A 16,548-nucleotide genomic window follows, 5' to 3' on the forward strand; every position below is an offset into this window, starting at 1 on the left:
CCGGGTCTTTGACAGCCTTGATGCTTTGGAAGACCACTTGGAGCACGCCTTGCGAGATCTCGAAAACGATCCCGCACGCGTCTATTCCATCACCGCCTGGTCTTGGATTATTAATGCACTATAGATTGAAAAATGGAATTAGCCGCCTTTCAAGAGTGCTTTGGCCATCGCCTCGGCCATCGCATTCTGAGGTTTGGGAGACGATTCCTGCCGAGGCTTTTTGGCTCTAGGATCAGCAGTCCTATTCGCGAGGCTCGATGAATCGCGCTCCGACCGAGGTGCGGCTGCGGCATCCTTTTTCATCGACAAACCGATGCGGCGCCGGGGGACATCCACCTCCAGCACCTTTACCTTCACCACGTCTCCGGCTTTGACCACTTCGCGGGGATCTTTGACGAACTTGTCGGATAAGTGCGAGATGTGGACCAGACCGTCCTGGTGCACGCCGATGTCCACGAAAGCGCCGAAATTGGTGACATTGGTGACGACGCCTTCGAGCATCATGCCGGGTTGTAGGTCTCCGATCTTGTCGATGCCTTCCTTGAATTGCGCGGTCTTGAACTCCGGACGCGGGTCGCGGCCTGGTTTCTCCAGCTCGCGCAGGATATCGGTGACGGTTGGGAGGCCGAAGCGCTCGTTAGTATAGGTTTCGGCGTTGACGCCCCGGAGGAACGCCGCATTACCGAGCAATTCTCGGATGTCCTTGCCGGTGGTGCCGATGATGCGCTCCACCACCGGATAGGCCTCGGGATGCACGGCCGAGGCGTCGAGCGGGTTGTTCCCGTTCATGATGCGGAGAAATCCCGCCGCTTGTTCAAAGGTTTTTTCCCCGAGGCGCGGCACTTTTTTGAGGTCTTCCCGGCTGGCGAAGGCGCCGTTCTGGTTGCGGTATTCGACGATGTTCTGGCTGATGCTCTGGGACAGCCCGGAAATGTAGCGCAGGAGCGATGCCGAAGCTGTGTTCACGTCGACGCCCACGGCGTTCACGCAATCCTCCACCACGGCGTCCAGGCTTCTGGAGAGCTGCGACTGATTCACGTCGTGCTGGTACTGGCCGACGCCGATGGCTTTGGGCTCGATTTTCACCAGTTCGGCCAGCGGGTCCTGCAAGCGGCGGGCGATCGAAACGGCTCCGCGCAGGGAGACGTCGAGGTCCGGGAATTCCTTGCTTGCGAGTTCGGAAGCCGAGTAGACCGACGCCCCCGCCTCCGAAACCATTACCTTGGTGATGCTCAGCTTCGGATGGCGCTTGATGAGGTCGCTTACCAACTGATCGGTCTCGCGGGACGCGGTGCCGTTGCCCGTGGCGACCAATTCCACGCCATGCTTCTCGATCAGCCGGGCCAGCACTGCAATCGATTGATCCCACTGATTTTGCGGCACATGGGGATAAATCGTCGCCGTTTCCAGCAGCTTGCCGGTTTTGTCCACCACCGCCACTTTGACGCCGGTGCGAAGTCCCGGGTCCAGGCCCATGGTGGTGCGCGGGCCGGCCGGGGCCGCGAGCAGCAAGTCCTTGAGGTTTTTGGCGAAGACTTGAATCGCCTCGGCTTCGGCGGCTTCGCGGAGGCGCTGTTTGAGGTCGAGTTCAATGCGGGTCAGGATTTTGACTTTCCAGGCGTAATGCACCGTGTCCGACAGCCAGCGGTCCGCGGGCCGCCCTTTATCGGCAATGCCAAAAGTCCGCGCGATTAGGCTTTCTGAGGCGATGTGCGCGGCGTCTTCATCCTTGCCCACTTTCAAGACGAGGTCCAACACGTCCTCGTTGCGTCCCCGGAACAGCGCCAACGCGCGATGGGACGGAATCTTCGCGATGGGCTCCGCGAAATCGAAATAATCCCTGAACTTCGCCCCGGCCTGTTCTTTCCCCTCGACTACGGCTGAAGCGAGAATACCCTCGTTCCAAATTCTTTCGCGCAGCTCGGCCAAAAGCCCAGCCTGTTCGGCGAATCGCTCCATGAGGATTTGCCGTGCGCCTTCCAGCGCCGCCGCCGCGTCGGGAACGCCTTTCTCCGCATCGATGTATTTCTGCGCCTCGGTATCGGGTACCAGGGACGGATCGCCCAACAAGGCATCGGCCAAAGGTTCGAGCCCGGCCTCCCGGGCAATCTGGGCCTTGGTGCGCCGCTTGGGCTTATAGGGCAGATAAAGGTCTTCCAGCAGGGTTTTGGTATCGGCGGCGAGGATGGCTTGCTCCAGCTCCGGGGTCAGCTTGCCTTGCTCGCGGATGCTGTCCAAGACGGTCTGCCGACGGTCTTCAAGTTCGCGGAGATAAGCCAGCCGAACTTCCAAGGTCCTGAGCTGAGTATCATCCAAGCCGTCTGTCGCTTCTTTGCGGTAGCGCGCGATGAAAGGTACCGTAGCCCCTTCGTCCAGCAAGTCCACGGCCGCCTGGACCTGTCTTTCTCTGACGCCGAGCTCCTCGGCGATGCGGGCGATGATGTTCATCGGCAAACCTCGAAGGCGAAAAGCGGGGGATTTTAGCAGTAAACTCGCGGGTGTCTTGAAAAATCCGCCGGCGGAATTACAGCGGCCTTTCGACCATTACAATGGCGGAATCATCCGCTTTGGCGCGGCAGGCGAATGCCAGCCGTTTCATCAGACCGAGCATCTTGACGTTGTTCGCCAAGACCTCGCCCACCAACAATCTAAGCCCCCTCTCTCGCGCGGCGTCGATCAGGCAGGACATGAGCCGCGTACCGAGGCCACGGTGCTGCCACTCGTCCGCCACCACCAAAGCGAACTCGGCGGTCTCGCCATCCGGATTGGTAAAATAGCGCGCCACGCCGATCTCTGTTTCTTCGGCCCCGGAATCAACGATGGCGACGAGCGCCAGTTCGCGGTCGTAATCCAGTTGAGTCAAACGGATCAGCATGTCCTGACTCAATTCCTGTAAGGAGTTCATGAAGCGGAAGAACTTGGCCTCGGGAGAAAGCTGTTTTACGAAGCGTTTCTCGATTTCCGCATCTTCGGGGCGGATCGGCCGGATGGTGATGTTGGTGCCGTCGGCGAGCTGGTACTGTCTGACCAGATGACCGGGATAGGGATGGATGGCCATGTGCCCATAAGGCCGGCGTCCCGGCTGCGGCTCGCGCACCACGATGCGGGCATCCAGGGCGAATACGCCTTGATCGTCCGCCACCAGCGGGTTGATGTCCAGTTCCTTGATTTCGGGGAGTTCACAGACCATCTCCGAAAGCCGCAACAACACTTGCACAATCGCATTCTGATTGACCGGCGGGAGATTGCGGAACGGCCCGAGCAGTCGCGCCACGCGGGTCTGGCCGATCCTCGTCTGAGCGATATGCTCGTTGAGCGGGGGCAGGGCAACCGTTCGGTCCCTGAGAATTTCCACCGCCGTACCGCCGGCGCCGAAACTCACAACGGGACCGAAAATCGGATCGTCGACCACGCCGACGAGCAATTCGCGGCCGTTACGGTTGCGGTACATCTTTTCGACCGTGACACCCTCGATTCGAGCGTCCGGTTTCCGGGCATGCACCGTCGAGACCAGATCGTTATACGCATTCCGCACCGTCTGCGCGCTACTGATATTAAGCCGCACGCCATCGACGTCCGATTTGTGAGTGATGTCCGGCGACAGGATTTTTAGCACCACCGGAAAACCGAGGTATTCGGCCGCCGACAAGGCTTCGTTGGGCGAATGGGCATTGAGCGCCGGGGGCACGGGTATGTCGAAGGCGCGCAGCACGGCGCGGGTCTCGAGCGAGGACAAGAGCGTCCGCCGTTCCGCCAGAGCTCCCTCGATGATGAGGCGGGCGCCGGCCAGATCAGGCGGCTGGTGCGAGGCCAACGGCCCCGGCGCCTGCATTAGCATTTGCTGGCTGCGGTGATATTCCGCCAGATAACCGAATGCTTCGAGGGCGCTCTCGGGATTAGAGAAGGTGGGGATCTGATGCTTGGTAAATAACTCGCGCCCCTCCTGTACGTGGGTTTTACCCAGCCAACAGGTGAGAACCGGTTTGTGGCTGGGTTCGGCGGCGCGGATGACGGCCTCGGCGGCTGACGTGGGGTCGGTCATGGCCTGAGGCGTGAGCAGCACCAGAGCGCCGTCCACGCTCTCGTCATTCAGGCAGATCTCGACAGCCGCCTGATACCGTTCGGGCGTAGCGTCACCCAAGACATCGACGGGATTGTTGTGCGACCACTGTTTGGGCAGCACCTCGTTCAGTTTGTTAAGGGTTGGCCCGCTCAATTCGGCGAGTCGGATGCCCTGCTCGACAGCCCGGTCGGTTGCCATGACGCCCGGCCCGCCCGCGTTGGTGACGATGACGAGACGGTCGCCTTTAACGCGGTGCTGGGTCGCCAGGAGCTGAGCGGCTGCGAAAAGTTGCTCGATGGTGGTTGCCCGAACCACGCCGGCCCTTTGCAGCGCGGCGTCGAACACGTCGTCCGAACCGACTAGGGCGCCGGTATGGGACAGTGCCGCGCGGGAGCCTTCGGCATGGCGACCCGCCTTTATCACGATCACCGGCTTCATGCGCGCCGCGGCCCGCAGGCCGCTCATGAAGCGCCTGGCATTGCGCACGCCTTCCACGTACATCAGGATGCTGCGGGTTTCCGGATCGAGGGCGAGATAGTCGAGGATATCCCCGAAACCGACATCGGCGCTGGCGCCCAGAGACACCATGGTCGAGAATCCGATGCGATGCGCGCTGGCCCAATCGAGGATCGCGGTGCAGAGCGCTCCCGATTGGGAGACGAGGGCAAGCGAGCCGGGCTGTGCGCTGTTGTTGCTGAACGTGGCGTTGAGGCCGATCGAAGGCCGCATGAGCCCCAGGCAATTGGGACCGAGTATCCGAATCCCGTAATGCTTTGCCTCGTCCAGCAATGCCCGCTCCAGCATTTGACCGGCACCTTCCTGTTCCCCGAAGCCCGCCGACAGCACAATGGCGGCTTTGACGCCCTGCTGGCCGCAGGCGCGGATGATGAGGGGAACGGTGGCGGCAGGCGTGGCGATGATCGCTAAATCAACGTGATTTTTCACGTCCTCGATCGAGGTGAAACACACCTGATCCCGGACCAGTTGATACTTCGGGTTGATCGGATAAATCGGCCCTTTAAAGCCGCCTTCAAGAAGATTTTGGTAGATACGGGCACCAACCGAGTCGGATAGCTCGCTGGCTCCGAACACGGCGATGGACTCGGGGCTGAACAGATGTTCGAGATAATGATGTGCCATATCTGCTTTAGAGTCTGGCGAGCAGGATTTCTCCGACTTCACCGTCGGTCAGCAAGACGGGATTAGTCTGCATGCTGGTGCCGCGGGCGTTGGCGACAATTTTGGCGATGTGCGCCGACTTCACGCCGAAATCGCCGAGGCGCTTCAGATCGAGTCGTGCGGTCCAATCGTGCAGTCGTTCGATCAGCGCGGCGCAGGCATCCTCTTCGGTTCTAAAATTGTGGCCGGTAAGCAGTTCGGCAACACCGGCGTATTTCCTTAAAGCCGGACTTTCCGGCGCTCTCTCCCGTAGAGTGCGGATATTCATGGCCGTGGCTTCGGCGAGCAGGGTACCGCAGGCGAGGCCATGGGGGATCGGATAGAAGGCGCCCAGCGGTGCGGCGAGTCCATGCACGGAGCCGAGCCCGGCCTGCGCCAGGGTGATGCCGGACATGAGCGAGGCATAAGCGATGGCGCTGCGTCCGGCTCGGGCCAGTTCCTCGTCGCCGCCTTTACAGGCCGCGAAGAAGCCGTCGCGAAATGCTTCCATGCCGCTTTTCGCGAGAGCATCGGTCATCGGGTTGGCGCGGGCGGAAACGTAGGATTCCAGCAACTGCGTGAACGCGTCCATGCCGTCGGCGGCAATGAGATCCGGCGGGCAAGTGTCCAGCAGCTCGGGATCGACGATCGCGTATTCAGGGACAAGGGCATCGTGCCGGAACGACTTTTTGAAACCGTTCTCGCCGCGCACGCTCAAGACCGCGTTCTTGGTGGCTTCGCTGCCGGTGCCGGCGGTCGTGGGCACGGCGATAAAAGGCGTGGCCGGCCCCGTGTACGGAATGTTGCGGCCGACGCCTTCGAGATGATCCATGACCGAATTGCCGTGGGGCAACAGTCCCGCGATGGCCTTGGCCGCATCCAGCACGCTGCCGCCTCCGATCGCGATCACCAGGTCGATATGCCGGCCATGAAAGGCGGTTACGGCATTGTCCACCAGTTCCGGCGTGGGCTCGTCGCTGACGGCCAGATGCTCGAAGCTCATGCCGTGGTCGGCTAGCCGTTCCGCCAACCAATTCCAGCGTGGCGACGAGCGGAAGGAGCGTGCCCCGGTTATGAGCAGCGCTTTTTGCCCATAAGATCGAGCCAGATCCGGCAGTTCAGCGAACTGGCCGGAACCGAAGAGAATGCGAGGAAGGCGAGAACAGGAAAAGGCGGGAATATTCATGGATGCGTCTAGCTTCGGGCTTTTCGTCGCTGGATTGCGATATAAATCCCTACCAGAAGAATGCTGAAGATGATCACGTCAACTACGGCGTGACGGGAGTAACGCATGATCAGCTCCCGGTTTTCGCCGATGAAATACCCGATCCAGCTCAGCACGGATACCCAGATCGCCGCCCCGAGCAGCGTGTAAAAGGTGAACTTGAGATGATTCATGTTCGCGAGGCCCGCCGGCAAGGAGATCAGATGCCGCACCACGGGCAAGAGACGGCCGATAAAGGTGGAAATTTCACCATGCGACAGGAAAAATTTCTCAACGCGGTTGAAATGCTCCTCGGTAATCCAGACATATTTGCCGTATCTGATCAAGAGCGGCCTGCCCAGCCAGCGCGCGACGAAATAATTGGCGTAAGCCCCGACGAGGCTGCCAAACGTTCCGCTGAGGATCACCAAGGCCATATTCATCTTGCCCTGCTGAGCAAGATAGCCCGCAGGCGGCATGACGATTTCGCTGGGAATGGGAAAAACCGAGCTTTCCATGGCCATCAGCAGGAAAATTCCGGTATAGCCCATCGCGCCGATGGTGGTCACCAGCCAGTTGATCAGTTCGTGCATCGGGAGATCCTTAAAGAGAGGCCTGTCTTTTAGAGCAATCCGCCTTGCAGCGGCACGAAGCTAACGGGTTCGACGATTTCCACTTGGAAACCGACTTCCATGCGCGTGACCCGTTGCAGAAACTGCTCGCGTCCGTCGCCGATCGGGATGACCATGACGCCGCCCCGCGCCATCTGGTCCAGCAACGGCTGGGGCAGTTCGGACGGTGCGGCGGTAACGATGATGCCGTGGTAGGGCGCATAATCGTCCCAGCCCCAGCCGCCGTCGCAGTGTTTCAGGCGCACGTTGCGCAGGTGGAGATCTTGAAGGCAGCGGCGGGCGCGCTGCTGGAGGGGATAAATGCGCTCCACCGAATGGACCCGCTTCACCAGTTGCGCCAACACGGCGGTCTGATAGCCGGAACCGGTGCCGACTTCGAGCACTTTATCCAGCGGACCTTTTTCCAGCAGCAGCTCGGTCATGCGAGCCACGATGTAAGGCTGGGAAATCGTCTGGTTGAATCCGATCGGGAGCGCCGTGTCTTCGTAAGCGCGGCTGGCGAAGGCCTCTTCGACGAAGATATGCCGGGGCGTTTCCAGCATGACCGAGAGGACGGACTGGTTGCCGATCCCTTGTTCCTTCAAACGGCTGACCATGCGCTCCCGGGTTCTACGGGAGGTCATGCCGATACCCTGAAGACGACGGTTCATGGAACAACCTCGCGCGGAAGCCAGTCGGCCAGTCGCTGAAGACTTTCGTAACGGGTCAAATCGATTTGCAAAGGAGTGACGGACACGTAATTGTTGCGTATGGCGTAAAAGTCGGTGCCGGGGCCCGCGTCCTGTTCCGGGCCCGCGGAGCCGACCCAGTAGATCTCGCGCCCGCGCGGGTCGGTCGTCCGGATCACGGGTTCCGCCTTGTGCCGCTGGCCCAGGCGAGCGGACTGGAAGCCACGGAGTTCGCTCAAGGGAACATCGGGCACGTTGACATTCAGTATAGTATCCGACGGCAGAGGGTGCTCTTGGATCTGTCTGAGCAAAGTGACCGCCACTTGAGCCGCCGTGTCGAAGTGCTGCGGATTGCTCGACGCCAAAGAGATCGCGACCGCCGGGAGTCCCAAGAAGCGGCCTTCCGTCGCCGCCGCCACGGTGCCGGAGTAGATGACGTCATCACCCAGGTTCGAACCGTGATTGATGCCGGCGAATACCATGTCCGGCTCGTCTTCCAACAATCCCGTGATGGCCAGGTGTACGCAATCGGTAGGGGTGCCGTCGACCTTGATGAAGCCGCTCTCGGTTCGGCTGACGCGCAGGGGTCTGTCCAATGTCAGCGAATTGCTCGCGCCGCTGCGATTTCTCTCGGGGGCGACAACCGTCAGTCGTGCCTGTCGCCCTAGTGCGTTCGCCAAGGCGATCAATCCTTGGGCGGAATAACCGTCGTCGTTGCTCAACAAAATATGCATTAGGCGTGCTCCCCCTTTCCGGAGCATTTTACACAAGAACCGGGGCCGTCGGGGCATCGGCTGATGGCCGATACAGCTTAGCTTCCACGGGTGCGATGAGCGGTTCGGGTGTGGGGGAGAGGCGGCATTCTCAACTCCGCCTTGACGCTCGTCAGCGAATCTTCGACCATTGCACGGCTTTTCGCGCCGTCTAAAGCTTGATATTCGGCGCCTCACGACCCTCCATCCGAACATACCGCACGAAGGATTCCGTCCGATGAACTCGCAAGGTTTGAATATTCTGGCAGAGAAGCTCCGTGGCTCTGTCCTCTATCAAAAATACGTTCTCCTGCCGCCGCTGGCTAAGAATCTGATTCGGGTCAGCTCGATCACATTCCTGACGACCTTATTTCTGGTCATTATTTATTTCTTTGTCGATCCGATCATCGCCATGGGGGCCTTCGCCAGCATATTGGCGGGATTGGCCACGGGTTTCGGTGCTTTGCCCGCGCTCCTGTTCAAGGAGGTTTCCCGGAGAACCCTGTACTTGATGCTGGGTGGAGCGGCCGGTGTGATGCTGGCGGCCACCGCGTTCTCGCTCATCGTGCCGGGAATCCAGCATGGCAATCAGCTCTGGCCGGGGTACGGTGTTTATGTGGTTGCGGCGGGTGTCTTGGTCGGTGCGGTCTTTCTCGTATTGGCGGACAACTGGCTGCCATATGAACGGTTTCTCGGCGAGAGCGGAGAAACCTTCGACTCGCTGCGAAAGATTTGGCTCTTTATCGCCGCGATCGTCATGCATAACCTCCCGGAAGGCATGGCCGTCGGCGTGAGTTTCGGTTCCGGCGACTGGCACAACGGCGCCGCCCTGGCGATTGCCATCGGGTTGCAGAATATCCCTGAAGGCTTGGCGGTAGCCTTGCCGCTGGTGGCGTTGGGTTACCGGCGGCAACAGGCGGTATTGATAGCGACCTTGACGGGCTTGATTGAGCCGGTCGGCGGTTTCCTCGGGGTTGCCGCGGTCACGATGTTTTTGCCGTTGTTGCCCATCGGTATGGCGTTGGCGGCCGGGGCCATGCTGTTCGTCATCAGCGATGACATCATTCCCGAGACCCAATCTCAGGGCAAGGCCCGCTACGCGACCTTCGCGCTGGTGTTCGGCTTCATCATTATGATGATCCTCGATAATCTGCTGACGACCTGAAGACTTGCCATATGCCCTGTAATCTATTTAACGAGCTGCCGACGTGGCTCGATCGAAATCTGCCGGCAATCGACTGGGCGCGGTGGTGGGCGTCTTCCGGCACCGCTTTTGCTTTGGTCGCAGCGGCCGAGTTCGGCGACAAAAGCCAATTAGTATGCATGACTCTGGCGGCGCGGCACCGGCACTGGCCCATTCTGTTTGGAGCCGTGCTCGCGTTTGCCGTCTTGAATCTGGTCGCCGTGTCGTTCGGCGCGGCGGCTGCGCGATGGTTGCCCGAATCCTTGGTGTCGCTAACCGTAGCCGTCTTGTTTGCGGTCTTTGGCGTGAAAGCCTTGCTTTTTAAGGAGGAAGAAGATGAAGCGGTCAAGGAAAAAAGCGGTCACGGGATCTTTTTGACGACATTCCTGATGATTTTCTTCGCCGAATTCGGCGATAAAACTCAATTGGCGGTGGCGGGCTTAGGTGCGGCAGCTCCGCCCGTGCCGGTCTGGTTCGGTGCGACCTTGGCTTTGGGCGCGACGTCGGCTGTGGGTATTTGGGCCGGGGCCATTTTGCTGCGGAGGATTTCGCAGCGGGCTCTGCATATCGCCAGCGGTTTGCTGTTCTTGGGGTTCGCGGCTTTTGCGGCATCCAGAATCCTGCCCCAGGAGCTAGCGGGCTGGCTTCAAAACGGCTTCGATCGATTGATCTCGACAGTTCGAGCACTATTTTCGTAGCGCATATTCGACCAGCGTACTGGTCAGGCCAGATTCAAATCCTTCACCACTTTTGCGATTTGCTCAAAGTCCCTATCGTTGTTCAAGAGAATTAGGTCATGTTCGATGGCTATCTGAGCGATCAGGCAATCGGTAGTCGAGCGGATCGTAATGCCCTCTCGCCGGCATCGAAAATAAATACGAGCGGCTTCGGCATAGGTTGATATGGTGTCTTTGGGATGATAAAAGCGCTGGCTGCTCAAGTAATCCTGCAGCCGCTCGAAGTCTTCATTTCTGCGCGCCCCCTGTAATACTTCCTGATAGATCAGACTACACAGTCCATACGGCACACCGCGTTCCAGTATTCGGTGGAACTGTTCCACAGCGCGAGTTTCGTTTCGTCGCAGAAGATCGATCCATACCGAGGTATCCACCAGATACATGTTTAGTCCTGTTCGGTACGCAGTTTCTTGTAATCGTAGTTCGGGTCGATTTCCACTGTACCGATCAGGTCCCGAATATCCCTCCGTTTACGGTTGGCTACGAACTCTCGGAGCGCCCGATCGACCAGTTCACGCTTGGTTTTGGCATCGGAATATTTAAAAGCCTCTTTGACCAGTTCATCGTTAAGGATGATATTCGTGCGCATATCAATACACCTCCTGAAGTGTATTGTAGCGCTGTGTCAGAGGCGAACCCATGGGGAGCGGCATATCTTGACCACATTAAAGGTCGACAGAAAAAACTTTAAAGTTTCCTCCGTGGCGTCCGATAACCCTTATGAGAGTTGAATGCACAGCGCTGATGCCCTTGAGCTCGTCGAATTGAAAAATCCTAAAGTTGAAGGAGACGATCATGTCCCAAGTAATCAATACCAATATTTCCTCGGTTAACGCTCAGCGCCAGTTGGCGAAGTCATCTGTCGGCATGCAGACGGCGATGGAGCGCTTATCATCCGGATTGCGCATTAATAGCGCAAAAGACGACGCAGCCGGTCTGGCCATCGCTGATCGTATGACGGCTCAAATTAAAGGCTTAAATCAGGCCGCTCGAAATGCCAACGACGGGGTTTCCATCGCTCAGGTCGCGGAAGGCGCCCTAAGCGAGGTCACGAACGCGCTTCAGCGGATGCGAGAGCTCTCCGTACAATCGGCAAACGATACCAACACCGCAACAGACCGGGCTTCGCTTCAAAAGGAAGTGTCTCAGTTGCAGCAGGAGATCACCCGTATCGCCACACAGACTCAATTCAACGGAAAGAATCTGCTGGACGGCTCATTCACAAGCGCAAAATTCCAAGTCGGCGCGTATGCCGATCAGACGATTAGTTTCTCGATCGGAAACAGCAAAGCAACCAATATCGGGTCAAACAGCCTGACCAATACAACGGGAACCGCAGTAGAGGCAGCGGCTGCAAGTGCTGATAAAACCGCTCTGACTGCTCTCAACCGTGTTGCGGCACAGACTGTAACGGTTACCGGCAGCATAGGGTCAGCGGCTCTGTCTGTAGCAAACAATGATTCCGCGAACGCAATTGCCACAGCAGTCAATAACGCCACGGCATCTACGGGCGTGAGTGCAACTGCACTAACTAAGGCGACTCTTTCCGGTCTAGCCGCTGCGGGTACCTTGACGTTCAATTTGTATGGTTCGAACAGCAGCGCCGTTGCAATCTCCGCAACTGTCTCCAACGCAGGTGATCTAACCTCGCTGGCGGATGCCATCAATGGTGCTGCGGCAAGTACGGGTATCACGGCAGAACTGGATGCTACGAGAAGCTCGATCACGTTAAGCCAAGCGGAAGGCTACGACATCGTCGTTGAGGACTTCCTAAATAGCGCCGGTGCAGGCGGTACTATCGCGTTTCAAGGCGTGAATGCCGATACCGGGGCAACAGAAGGTGCCGCTGCTACTTTAGGCGCAGCCGTGGGAACAGACTCGAGTAAAGCGGTTGGAACCCTAATGTTTAACTCCGCAAGCTCGTACACTGTCAGCACAAGCGCCACGGGCACCTTGTTTAGTGCAGCAACGAACGCAAGCTCTCTAAGCGCAGTGGCGAGCGTTAGCGTCGGTACTCAGTCGGGGGCAAACTCGGCCATCAAGTCCATTGATGGCGCACTCGCTTTCGTCGACGATCTCCGTGCAACGCTGGGTGCTGTCCAAAACCGCTTTAGCTCCGCGGTAGCCAACATGCAGGTGACTTCGCAGAATATAAGCGCAGCAAAAAGTCGTGTATTTGACGCCGATTTCGCGGCTGAGACTGCCGAATTGAGTCGGAATCAGATTCTACAGCAGGCCGGCACCGCAATGTTGGCACAGGCGAATTCCTCGACCCAGAACGTGCTCTCGCTGCTCCGGGGTTAATTTTCGGGCTGGTTAAACCGGAAAGCGGGAGCACTCAGGCGTTCCCGCTTTCTTTTTCGAGCAATAGGAGATCAATATGGAAGCCCCGACAGCGTTAAGCAATGTACAGGCTCTAAAGCCGAACATGGTACGTCGCCCGACGGCGGACGAGGTGAGTGCTGAAACCGTGGCTGCGGCGGGAAGTTCCGGGTCGGTAGATCAGGTTCATACGGTCAGGGTGGTTCTCCCGTCTTTAGCCGCCGAGGCGTTTGCGTCTTCGGGAAAGGACGGTGAGGAACGAAAGGATGACGTCGCCCATGCCGTGCACAATTTCAACGAATTTTTTCAAATGGTGCGGAGGACGGTTCAGTTTTCCCTCGACGAAGATTCGGGGCGAACGATAGTGCAAGTTAAGGATGCCGAGACTCATGAGCTTATTCGCCAGATTCCATCGGAAGAGATTTTGAGGCTGGCCAAACAATTGGATGAGTTCAAGGACGGATTCAAAGGCATGTTATTAAAAGAAAAAGTCTAAACTTGGATAGTTTGGCGATTCTTATGATGAATTGGCTCGGCTGATATTGATTAAGTAAGTGTGAATGACGCAGAGATACGCCCTTTAGAAAAGAGCGAACAGGTAAAGCGGAGGATTTGATGGAACGTATCACATCGACTGGTCTCGGGTCTGGCCTCAATATATCCAGCATGGTCAGCCAATTGGTGCAGGCGGAACGGGCACCGATCTCGTCTCGCTTGGATCGGCAGGAAGCCGAGATTCAATCCAAGATTTCCTCGTTCGGAAATTTCAAGAGCGCTTTATCGACTTTTCGGGATAGCCTCTCAGCGCTGAAAAACCTCAGTAACTTTCAAAAGATCAACGCGACCTCCAGTGACAGCAGCATTGTCAGCGCCTCGGCGGAAAGCAATGCCGATCTGGGTAATTACAAGATCGAAGTCAAACAGCTTGCGCAGAGTCATGCCCTGGCAACTAGCTACTTCGCATCGGCCAATGCCGTGGTCGGAACCGGGACTTTAACCCTGAAATTCGGCACGACCGACTATACGCCGCCGGCGGGTGGCGTCCCAGGCAGCTATAACGGGTTTACCCAGAATCCCGACAAAGGCACGCTGACCCTCACGATTGACTCTACCAACAACACCTTGAGCGGTATCCGAGACGCCATTAACAACGCCAAGACAGGAGTGACCGCTGCCATTGTCAGCGACAGCGGTGGTTCTCGCCTCGTGCTGAATTCTAGCGACGGCGGCGTCGAGAATAGCTTGCAAATCAGCGTAACCGACAATGACGGTAATTCGATCGATGCCTCGGGCTTATCGGTTCTGTCTTTTGACGCATCGGCCGTTAATCTGCAGCAGACTCAGCCCGCGTTGGACGCGAAGATCGCTATCAATGGGCTTGAAGTCAGCAGTTCGAGCAATACCATTAAAGATGCGCTTAAAGGGGTGACATTAAATCTCCAATCGGCTCAACCGGGGAAACTCGTCAATGTGTCGATCAGCCAGAGCAACGACGACATCAAAAAGCTTATAGAAGGATTTGTAAAAGGCTTTAATGAATTGGCAAAGACAGACCGGAGCTTAACCGGCTATGACGCTGCCCAGAAAGCGGGCGGGATTTTACAGGGCGATCCGACGGTACGCGGCGGTATGGCGCAGCTTCGTTCCGAGTTGGGGAGATTTGTCCAAGGCCTTGAAGGCTCGATGAAAACCTTGGCAGACATCGGAATCCGTACGCAAAGGGATGGGACCCTTAGTCTGGACAGCAGCAAGCTCAACCAAGCACTAGCCTTGGATCGAAGCAGCGTGGCCGGTTTGTTCGCAGCCATCGGTCGGCCCACGGATTCTGGGATTGTATATTCCGGCAATACTGCCGATACCAAGCCGGGCACATATGCGGTCAATATCACCCAGGCAGCCACACAAGGGTTTCTGAATGGCGGCACGGTTAATTCATTAGTTGTGGACGCCGATAACGATACTTTCAAGATCAAAGTCGACGGGGTTTTATCGGCAGATATTACTTTGACGCAAGCGACTTATAGCAATCATGCGACCCTGGCGGCCGAGATTCAGTCCCGCATCAATGGTGACAGCGCACTGAAAGCCAAAGGACTTTCAGTTGGCGTGAACTATGACAGTGGTACCAATCGATTTGTCATTCAATCCAAAAACTATGGCTCAGCCTCTCAAGTGGAGATCACTCAGGCCGATATCAATAGTGAGGCGACCTTGGGTTTAAGGGTAGGCTCTAGCTTGACGGATAACACCGGTGGCAAGGATGTTGCCGGAAGTATTGGGGGCTTGCAAGCCACGGGCGAAGGGCAAGAGCTGACAGGAACAACAGGCGATGCCCAGGGGCTCAAGCTTCTTATCTCGGATACCAAAACTGGTGATCGAGGGGAAGTTAATTTCTCGCGTGGCTTGATAGAGCGACTGGATAAAGTGTTGTCCGGGTTGCTTGACAGCAAAGGCGCCATAAAGTCGCGTACTGATGGCCTGCAAAAGAGTCTCGACAAAATTCTGGAAAGTCGAGAGAGTTTGGAGAGCCGAATGAGCGATCTCGAAAAACGCCTTTTGGACCGATTTAATAGGATGGATTTACTTTTGGGTCGTTTTCAGGCCGTTAGTAGCTATTTGGGACAGCAGTTAGCTACTTTGCCGCTGAGTAACCAAAACAAGAAATAAAAAAGAGGTAATACACAATGAGACCCGCTCAATTTGCGTTGAACCAATATCGGCAGACCAATGTGCAGGCGAGTGTCGAGTACGCCGATCCTCATGCCCTCGTAATCATGCTCTTCAATGGACTTAACGAAAAAATTGCCATCGCTAAGGGATCTCTGCAAAGAGGCGCTCTCGCTGAAAAAGGCCAGGCTATCAGCCGTGCAATCGGAATTGTCGGCTACCTGCAGGCTTGCTTAGATCTTGAAAAAGGCGGCGAAATCGCGGCAAATCTGGATCGGCTCTACACCTACATCACGGAGCGCCTGTTTCATGCCAGCGCGAAAAATGATCAGAGTGCGCTGGACGAAATCGGCGGTCTCGTAAAGGACATCAAGAGCGCCTGGGAAGCGATTCGAGATACCGTTCCGAACAGTGTTGAGAGCCGGCCGGCAGCGGCCAGCCGCTAATGTTCTGATCGGGGACATGGAGGACTTGTCAGCTTTAGCGCTCGAAGTCGAGGGACTTCTCGGATTGTGTCGTTCGATGCTGATGGCGGCCGAGGTCATGGAGTGGGAAGAGGTGGAGCGGCTTGAAAGGGAACGGATGCCAGTGATGGAGAAGCTGTTTTCTTCGGCCGATCTCAGCGACCACGATGTGGCCTTGTTGACTCGAGTGATCGAGCAAGTGCAGACCGTCGATAAGGTGGTTATCTCTTTGGCCGAGGCCGAACGGGATCGAGCCGCTCAGGAACTGCGCATGCTCAGAAATTCACGGCAAGGAGAGCAGGTCTATTGGTCGGCTGAAAATGAGTGTTCGTCGCCAGGGTAAAAAAGCGCCTGACGAAGTAGATAACTTCTACATGGTCGAGAGAATGTTGTATCGGCATAGCGCCTTCCCGGAAAATTTGTCAAACTGCGGGCGGAAGGTTTGGCTATGACGTCAATCACGTTTGACACGCACAAGTTTGTTCGTCGCCTGAAGGAGTCCGGATTTACCGAGGAACAGGCCGAAGCAATGGCCGATGCTTTCAAGGAAGCTCAAGGCGAAGCGGAGTTGGCGACCAAGCAGGATTTGAGAGAACTCGAGTATCGCCTGACCAGTAAGCCGGGCGGTATGATGATTGCCGCGGTGGGCATCGTGGCAACTTTGGACAAGATTTTGTAAGTCCAGGCCGCGGCATCAA

Annotated in this window: 16 protein-coding genes; 8 read left to right on the plus strand and 8 right to left on the minus strand. The window is 57.2% G+C overall.

Features of this window, described 5'->3' with window-relative positions; translation table 11 throughout:
- Positions 1-138: 138 nt before the first annotated feature.
- From VEB01_RS07290 to surE, 6 genes are all read right to left on the minus strand, one after another.
- A complete protein-coding gene (locus VEB01_RS07290; RefSeq protein ID WP_324874130.1) occupies positions 139-2,448 on the minus strand; it encodes a Tex family protein in 2,310 nt (769 codons plus the stop codon).
- A 76-nt stretch (positions 2,449-2,524) separates the two neighbouring features.
- Positions 2,525-5,203 (minus strand): bifunctional acetate--CoA ligase family protein/GNAT family N-acetyltransferase, encoded by a 2,679-nt coding sequence (locus tag VEB01_RS07295; protein WP_324874132.1) that lies wholly within the window; start codon positions 5,201-5,203, stop codon positions 2,525-2,527.
- Between the two features lie 7 nt (positions 5,204-5,210).
- A complete protein-coding gene (locus VEB01_RS07300) occupies positions 5,211-6,407 on the minus strand; it encodes an iron-containing alcohol dehydrogenase (protein ID WP_324874134.1) in 1,197 nt (398 codons plus the stop codon).
- Between the two features lie 8 nt (positions 6,408-6,415).
- Positions 6,416-7,018 carry a DedA family protein gene (locus tag VEB01_RS07305; RefSeq protein ID WP_324874135.1) on the minus strand — a complete coding sequence of 201 codons (603 nt, stop codon included), beginning with the start codon at positions 7,016-7,018 and terminating at the stop codon, positions 6,416-6,418.
- Between the two features lie 29 nt (positions 7,019-7,047).
- Positions 7,048-7,707, minus strand: a complete 660-nt coding sequence (locus VEB01_RS07310) for a protein-L-isoaspartate(D-aspartate) O-methyltransferase (protein ID WP_324874137.1) — start codon at positions 7,705-7,707, stop codon at positions 7,048-7,050.
- Positions 7,704-8,459: a 5'/3'-nucleotidase SurE gene (gene surE / locus VEB01_RS07315; protein WP_324874139.1), complete on the minus strand. Its 756-nt coding sequence runs from the start codon at positions 8,457-8,459 to the stop codon at positions 7,704-7,706. The genes VEB01_RS07310 and surE overlap by 4 nt, the downstream gene beginning before the upstream one ends.
- Positions 8,460-8,715: 256 nt before the next feature.
- Between surE and VEB01_RS07320 the strand changes: the two genes are divergently transcribed.
- Positions 8,716-9,642, plus strand: a complete 927-nt coding sequence (locus tag VEB01_RS07320) for a ZIP family metal transporter (protein WP_324874141.1) — start codon at positions 8,716-8,718, stop codon at positions 9,640-9,642.
- 11 nt (positions 9,643-9,653) lie between these two features.
- Positions 9,654-10,358, plus strand: a complete 705-nt coding sequence (locus tag VEB01_RS07325) for a TMEM165/GDT1 family protein (RefSeq protein WP_324874143.1) — start codon at positions 9,654-9,656, stop codon at positions 10,356-10,358.
- Between the two features lie 23 nt (positions 10,359-10,381).
- Here VEB01_RS07325 and vapC read toward each other — a convergent pair whose 3' ends face one another.
- Both vapC and VEB01_RS07335 read right to left on the minus strand, forming a co-directional pair.
- The gene (gene vapC, locus VEB01_RS07330; RefSeq protein ID WP_324874145.1) at positions 10,382-10,780 is read right to left on the minus strand and encodes a type II toxin-antitoxin system VapC family toxin; all 399 of its coding nucleotides are present in this window, start codon (positions 10,778-10,780) and stop codon (positions 10,382-10,384) included.
- Between the two features lie 2 nt (positions 10,781-10,782).
- Positions 10,783-10,986 (minus strand): type II toxin-antitoxin system VapB family antitoxin, encoded by a 204-nt coding sequence (locus VEB01_RS07335; protein WP_324874147.1) that lies wholly within the window; start codon positions 10,984-10,986, stop codon positions 10,783-10,785.
- Positions 10,987-11,192: 206 nt separating this feature from the next.
- Between VEB01_RS07335 and VEB01_RS07340 the strand changes: the two genes are divergently transcribed.
- The 6 genes from VEB01_RS07340 (at position 11,193) to VEB01_RS07365 (ending at position 16,529) form a co-directional block, all read left to right on the plus strand.
- Positions 11,193-12,701 carry a flagellin N-terminal helical domain-containing protein gene (locus tag VEB01_RS07340; protein WP_324874150.1) on the plus strand — a complete coding sequence of 503 codons (1,509 nt, stop codon included), beginning with the start codon at positions 11,193-11,195 and terminating at the stop codon, positions 12,699-12,701.
- Positions 12,702-12,777: 76 nt separating this feature from the next.
- Positions 12,778-13,215, plus strand: coding sequence for a flagellar protein FlaG (locus VEB01_RS07345; RefSeq protein ID WP_324874152.1), 438 nt, complete (start codon positions 12,778-12,780; stop codon positions 13,213-13,215).
- Positions 13,216-13,334: 119 nt separating this feature from the next.
- Entirely contained in the window at positions 13,335-15,386 is a 2,052-nt protein-coding gene (gene fliD, locus VEB01_RS07350; RefSeq protein ID WP_324874154.1) for a flagellar filament capping protein FliD, read from the plus strand.
- A 17-nt stretch (positions 15,387-15,403) separates the two neighbouring features.
- Complete coding sequence (gene fliS / locus VEB01_RS07355; RefSeq protein ID WP_324874156.1) at positions 15,404-15,832, plus strand: flagellar export chaperone FliS; 429 nt, start codon at positions 15,404-15,406, stop codon at positions 15,830-15,832.
- Between the two features lie 16 nt (positions 15,833-15,848).
- Positions 15,849-16,193, plus strand: coding sequence for a flagellar protein FliT (fliT, locus tag VEB01_RS07360; protein WP_324874158.1), 345 nt, complete (start codon positions 15,849-15,851; stop codon positions 16,191-16,193).
- A 105-nt stretch (positions 16,194-16,298) separates the two neighbouring features.
- Entirely contained in the window at positions 16,299-16,529 is a 231-nt protein-coding gene (locus VEB01_RS07365) for a coiled-coil domain-containing protein (protein ID WP_324874160.1), read from the plus strand.
- The last annotated feature ends 19 nt before the right edge of the window (positions 16,530-16,548 follow it).

The sequence above is a fragment of the Methylocaldum sp. genome, assembly GCF_035627495.1.
Classification (GTDB): domain Bacteria; phylum Pseudomonadota; class Gammaproteobacteria; order Methylococcales; family Methylococcaceae; genus Methylocaldum.

Excerpts from the sequence above, each read along its gene's own strand:
- VEB01_RS07290 (WP_324874130.1), bottom strand. The coding sequence starts at position 2,448 with ATGAACATCATCGCCCGCATCGCCGAGGAGCTCGGCGTCAGAGAAAGA.
- VEB01_RS07335 (WP_324874147.1), bottom strand. The coding sequence starts at position 10,986 with ATGCGCACGAATATCATCCTTAACGATGAACTGGTCAAAGAGGCTTTT.
- VEB01_RS07365 (WP_324874160.1), top strand. The coding sequence starts at position 16,299 with ATGACGTCAATCACGTTTGACACGCACAAGTTTGTTCGTCGCCTGAAG.
- VEB01_RS07345 (WP_324874152.1), top strand. The coding sequence starts at position 12,778 with ATGGAAGCCCCGACAGCGTTAAGCAATGTACAGGCTCTAAAGCCGAAC.
- VEB01_RS07320 (WP_324874141.1), top strand. The coding sequence starts at position 8,716 with ATGAACTCGCAAGGTTTGAATATTCTGGCAGAGAAGCTCCGTGGCTCT.
- fliT (WP_324874158.1), top strand. The coding sequence starts at position 15,849 with ATGGAGGACTTGTCAGCTTTAGCGCTCGAAGTCGAGGGACTTCTCGGA.
- VEB01_RS07325 (WP_324874143.1), top strand. The coding sequence starts at position 9,654 with ATGCCCTGTAATCTATTTAACGAGCTGCCGACGTGGCTCGATCGAAAT.
- VEB01_RS07305 (WP_324874135.1), bottom strand. The coding sequence starts at position 7,018 with ATGCACGAACTGATCAACTGGCTGGTGACCACCATCGGCGCGATGGGC.
- VEB01_RS07295 (WP_324874132.1), bottom strand. The coding sequence starts at position 5,203 with ATGGCACATCATTATCTCGAACATCTGTTCAGCCCCGAGTCCATCGCC.
- VEB01_RS07300 (WP_324874134.1), bottom strand. The coding sequence starts at position 6,407 with ATGAATATTCCCGCCTTTTCCTGTTCTCGCCTTCCTCGCATTCTCTTC.
- surE (WP_324874139.1), bottom strand. The coding sequence starts at position 8,459 with ATGCATATTTTGTTGAGCAACGACGACGGTTATTCCGCCCAAGGATTG.
- vapC (WP_324874145.1), bottom strand. The coding sequence starts at position 10,780 with ATGTATCTGGTGGATACCTCGGTATGGATCGATCTTCTGCGACGAAAC.
- fliD (WP_324874154.1), top strand. The coding sequence starts at position 13,335 with ATGGAACGTATCACATCGACTGGTCTCGGGTCTGGCCTCAATATATCC.
- VEB01_RS07340 (WP_324874150.1), top strand. The coding sequence starts at position 11,193 with ATGTCCCAAGTAATCAATACCAATATTTCCTCGGTTAACGCTCAGCGC.
- VEB01_RS07310 (WP_324874137.1), bottom strand. The coding sequence starts at position 7,707 with ATGAACCGTCGTCTTCAGGGTATCGGCATGACCTCCCGTAGAACCCGG.
- fliS (WP_324874156.1), top strand. The coding sequence starts at position 15,404 with ATGAGACCCGCTCAATTTGCGTTGAACCAATATCGGCAGACCAATGTG.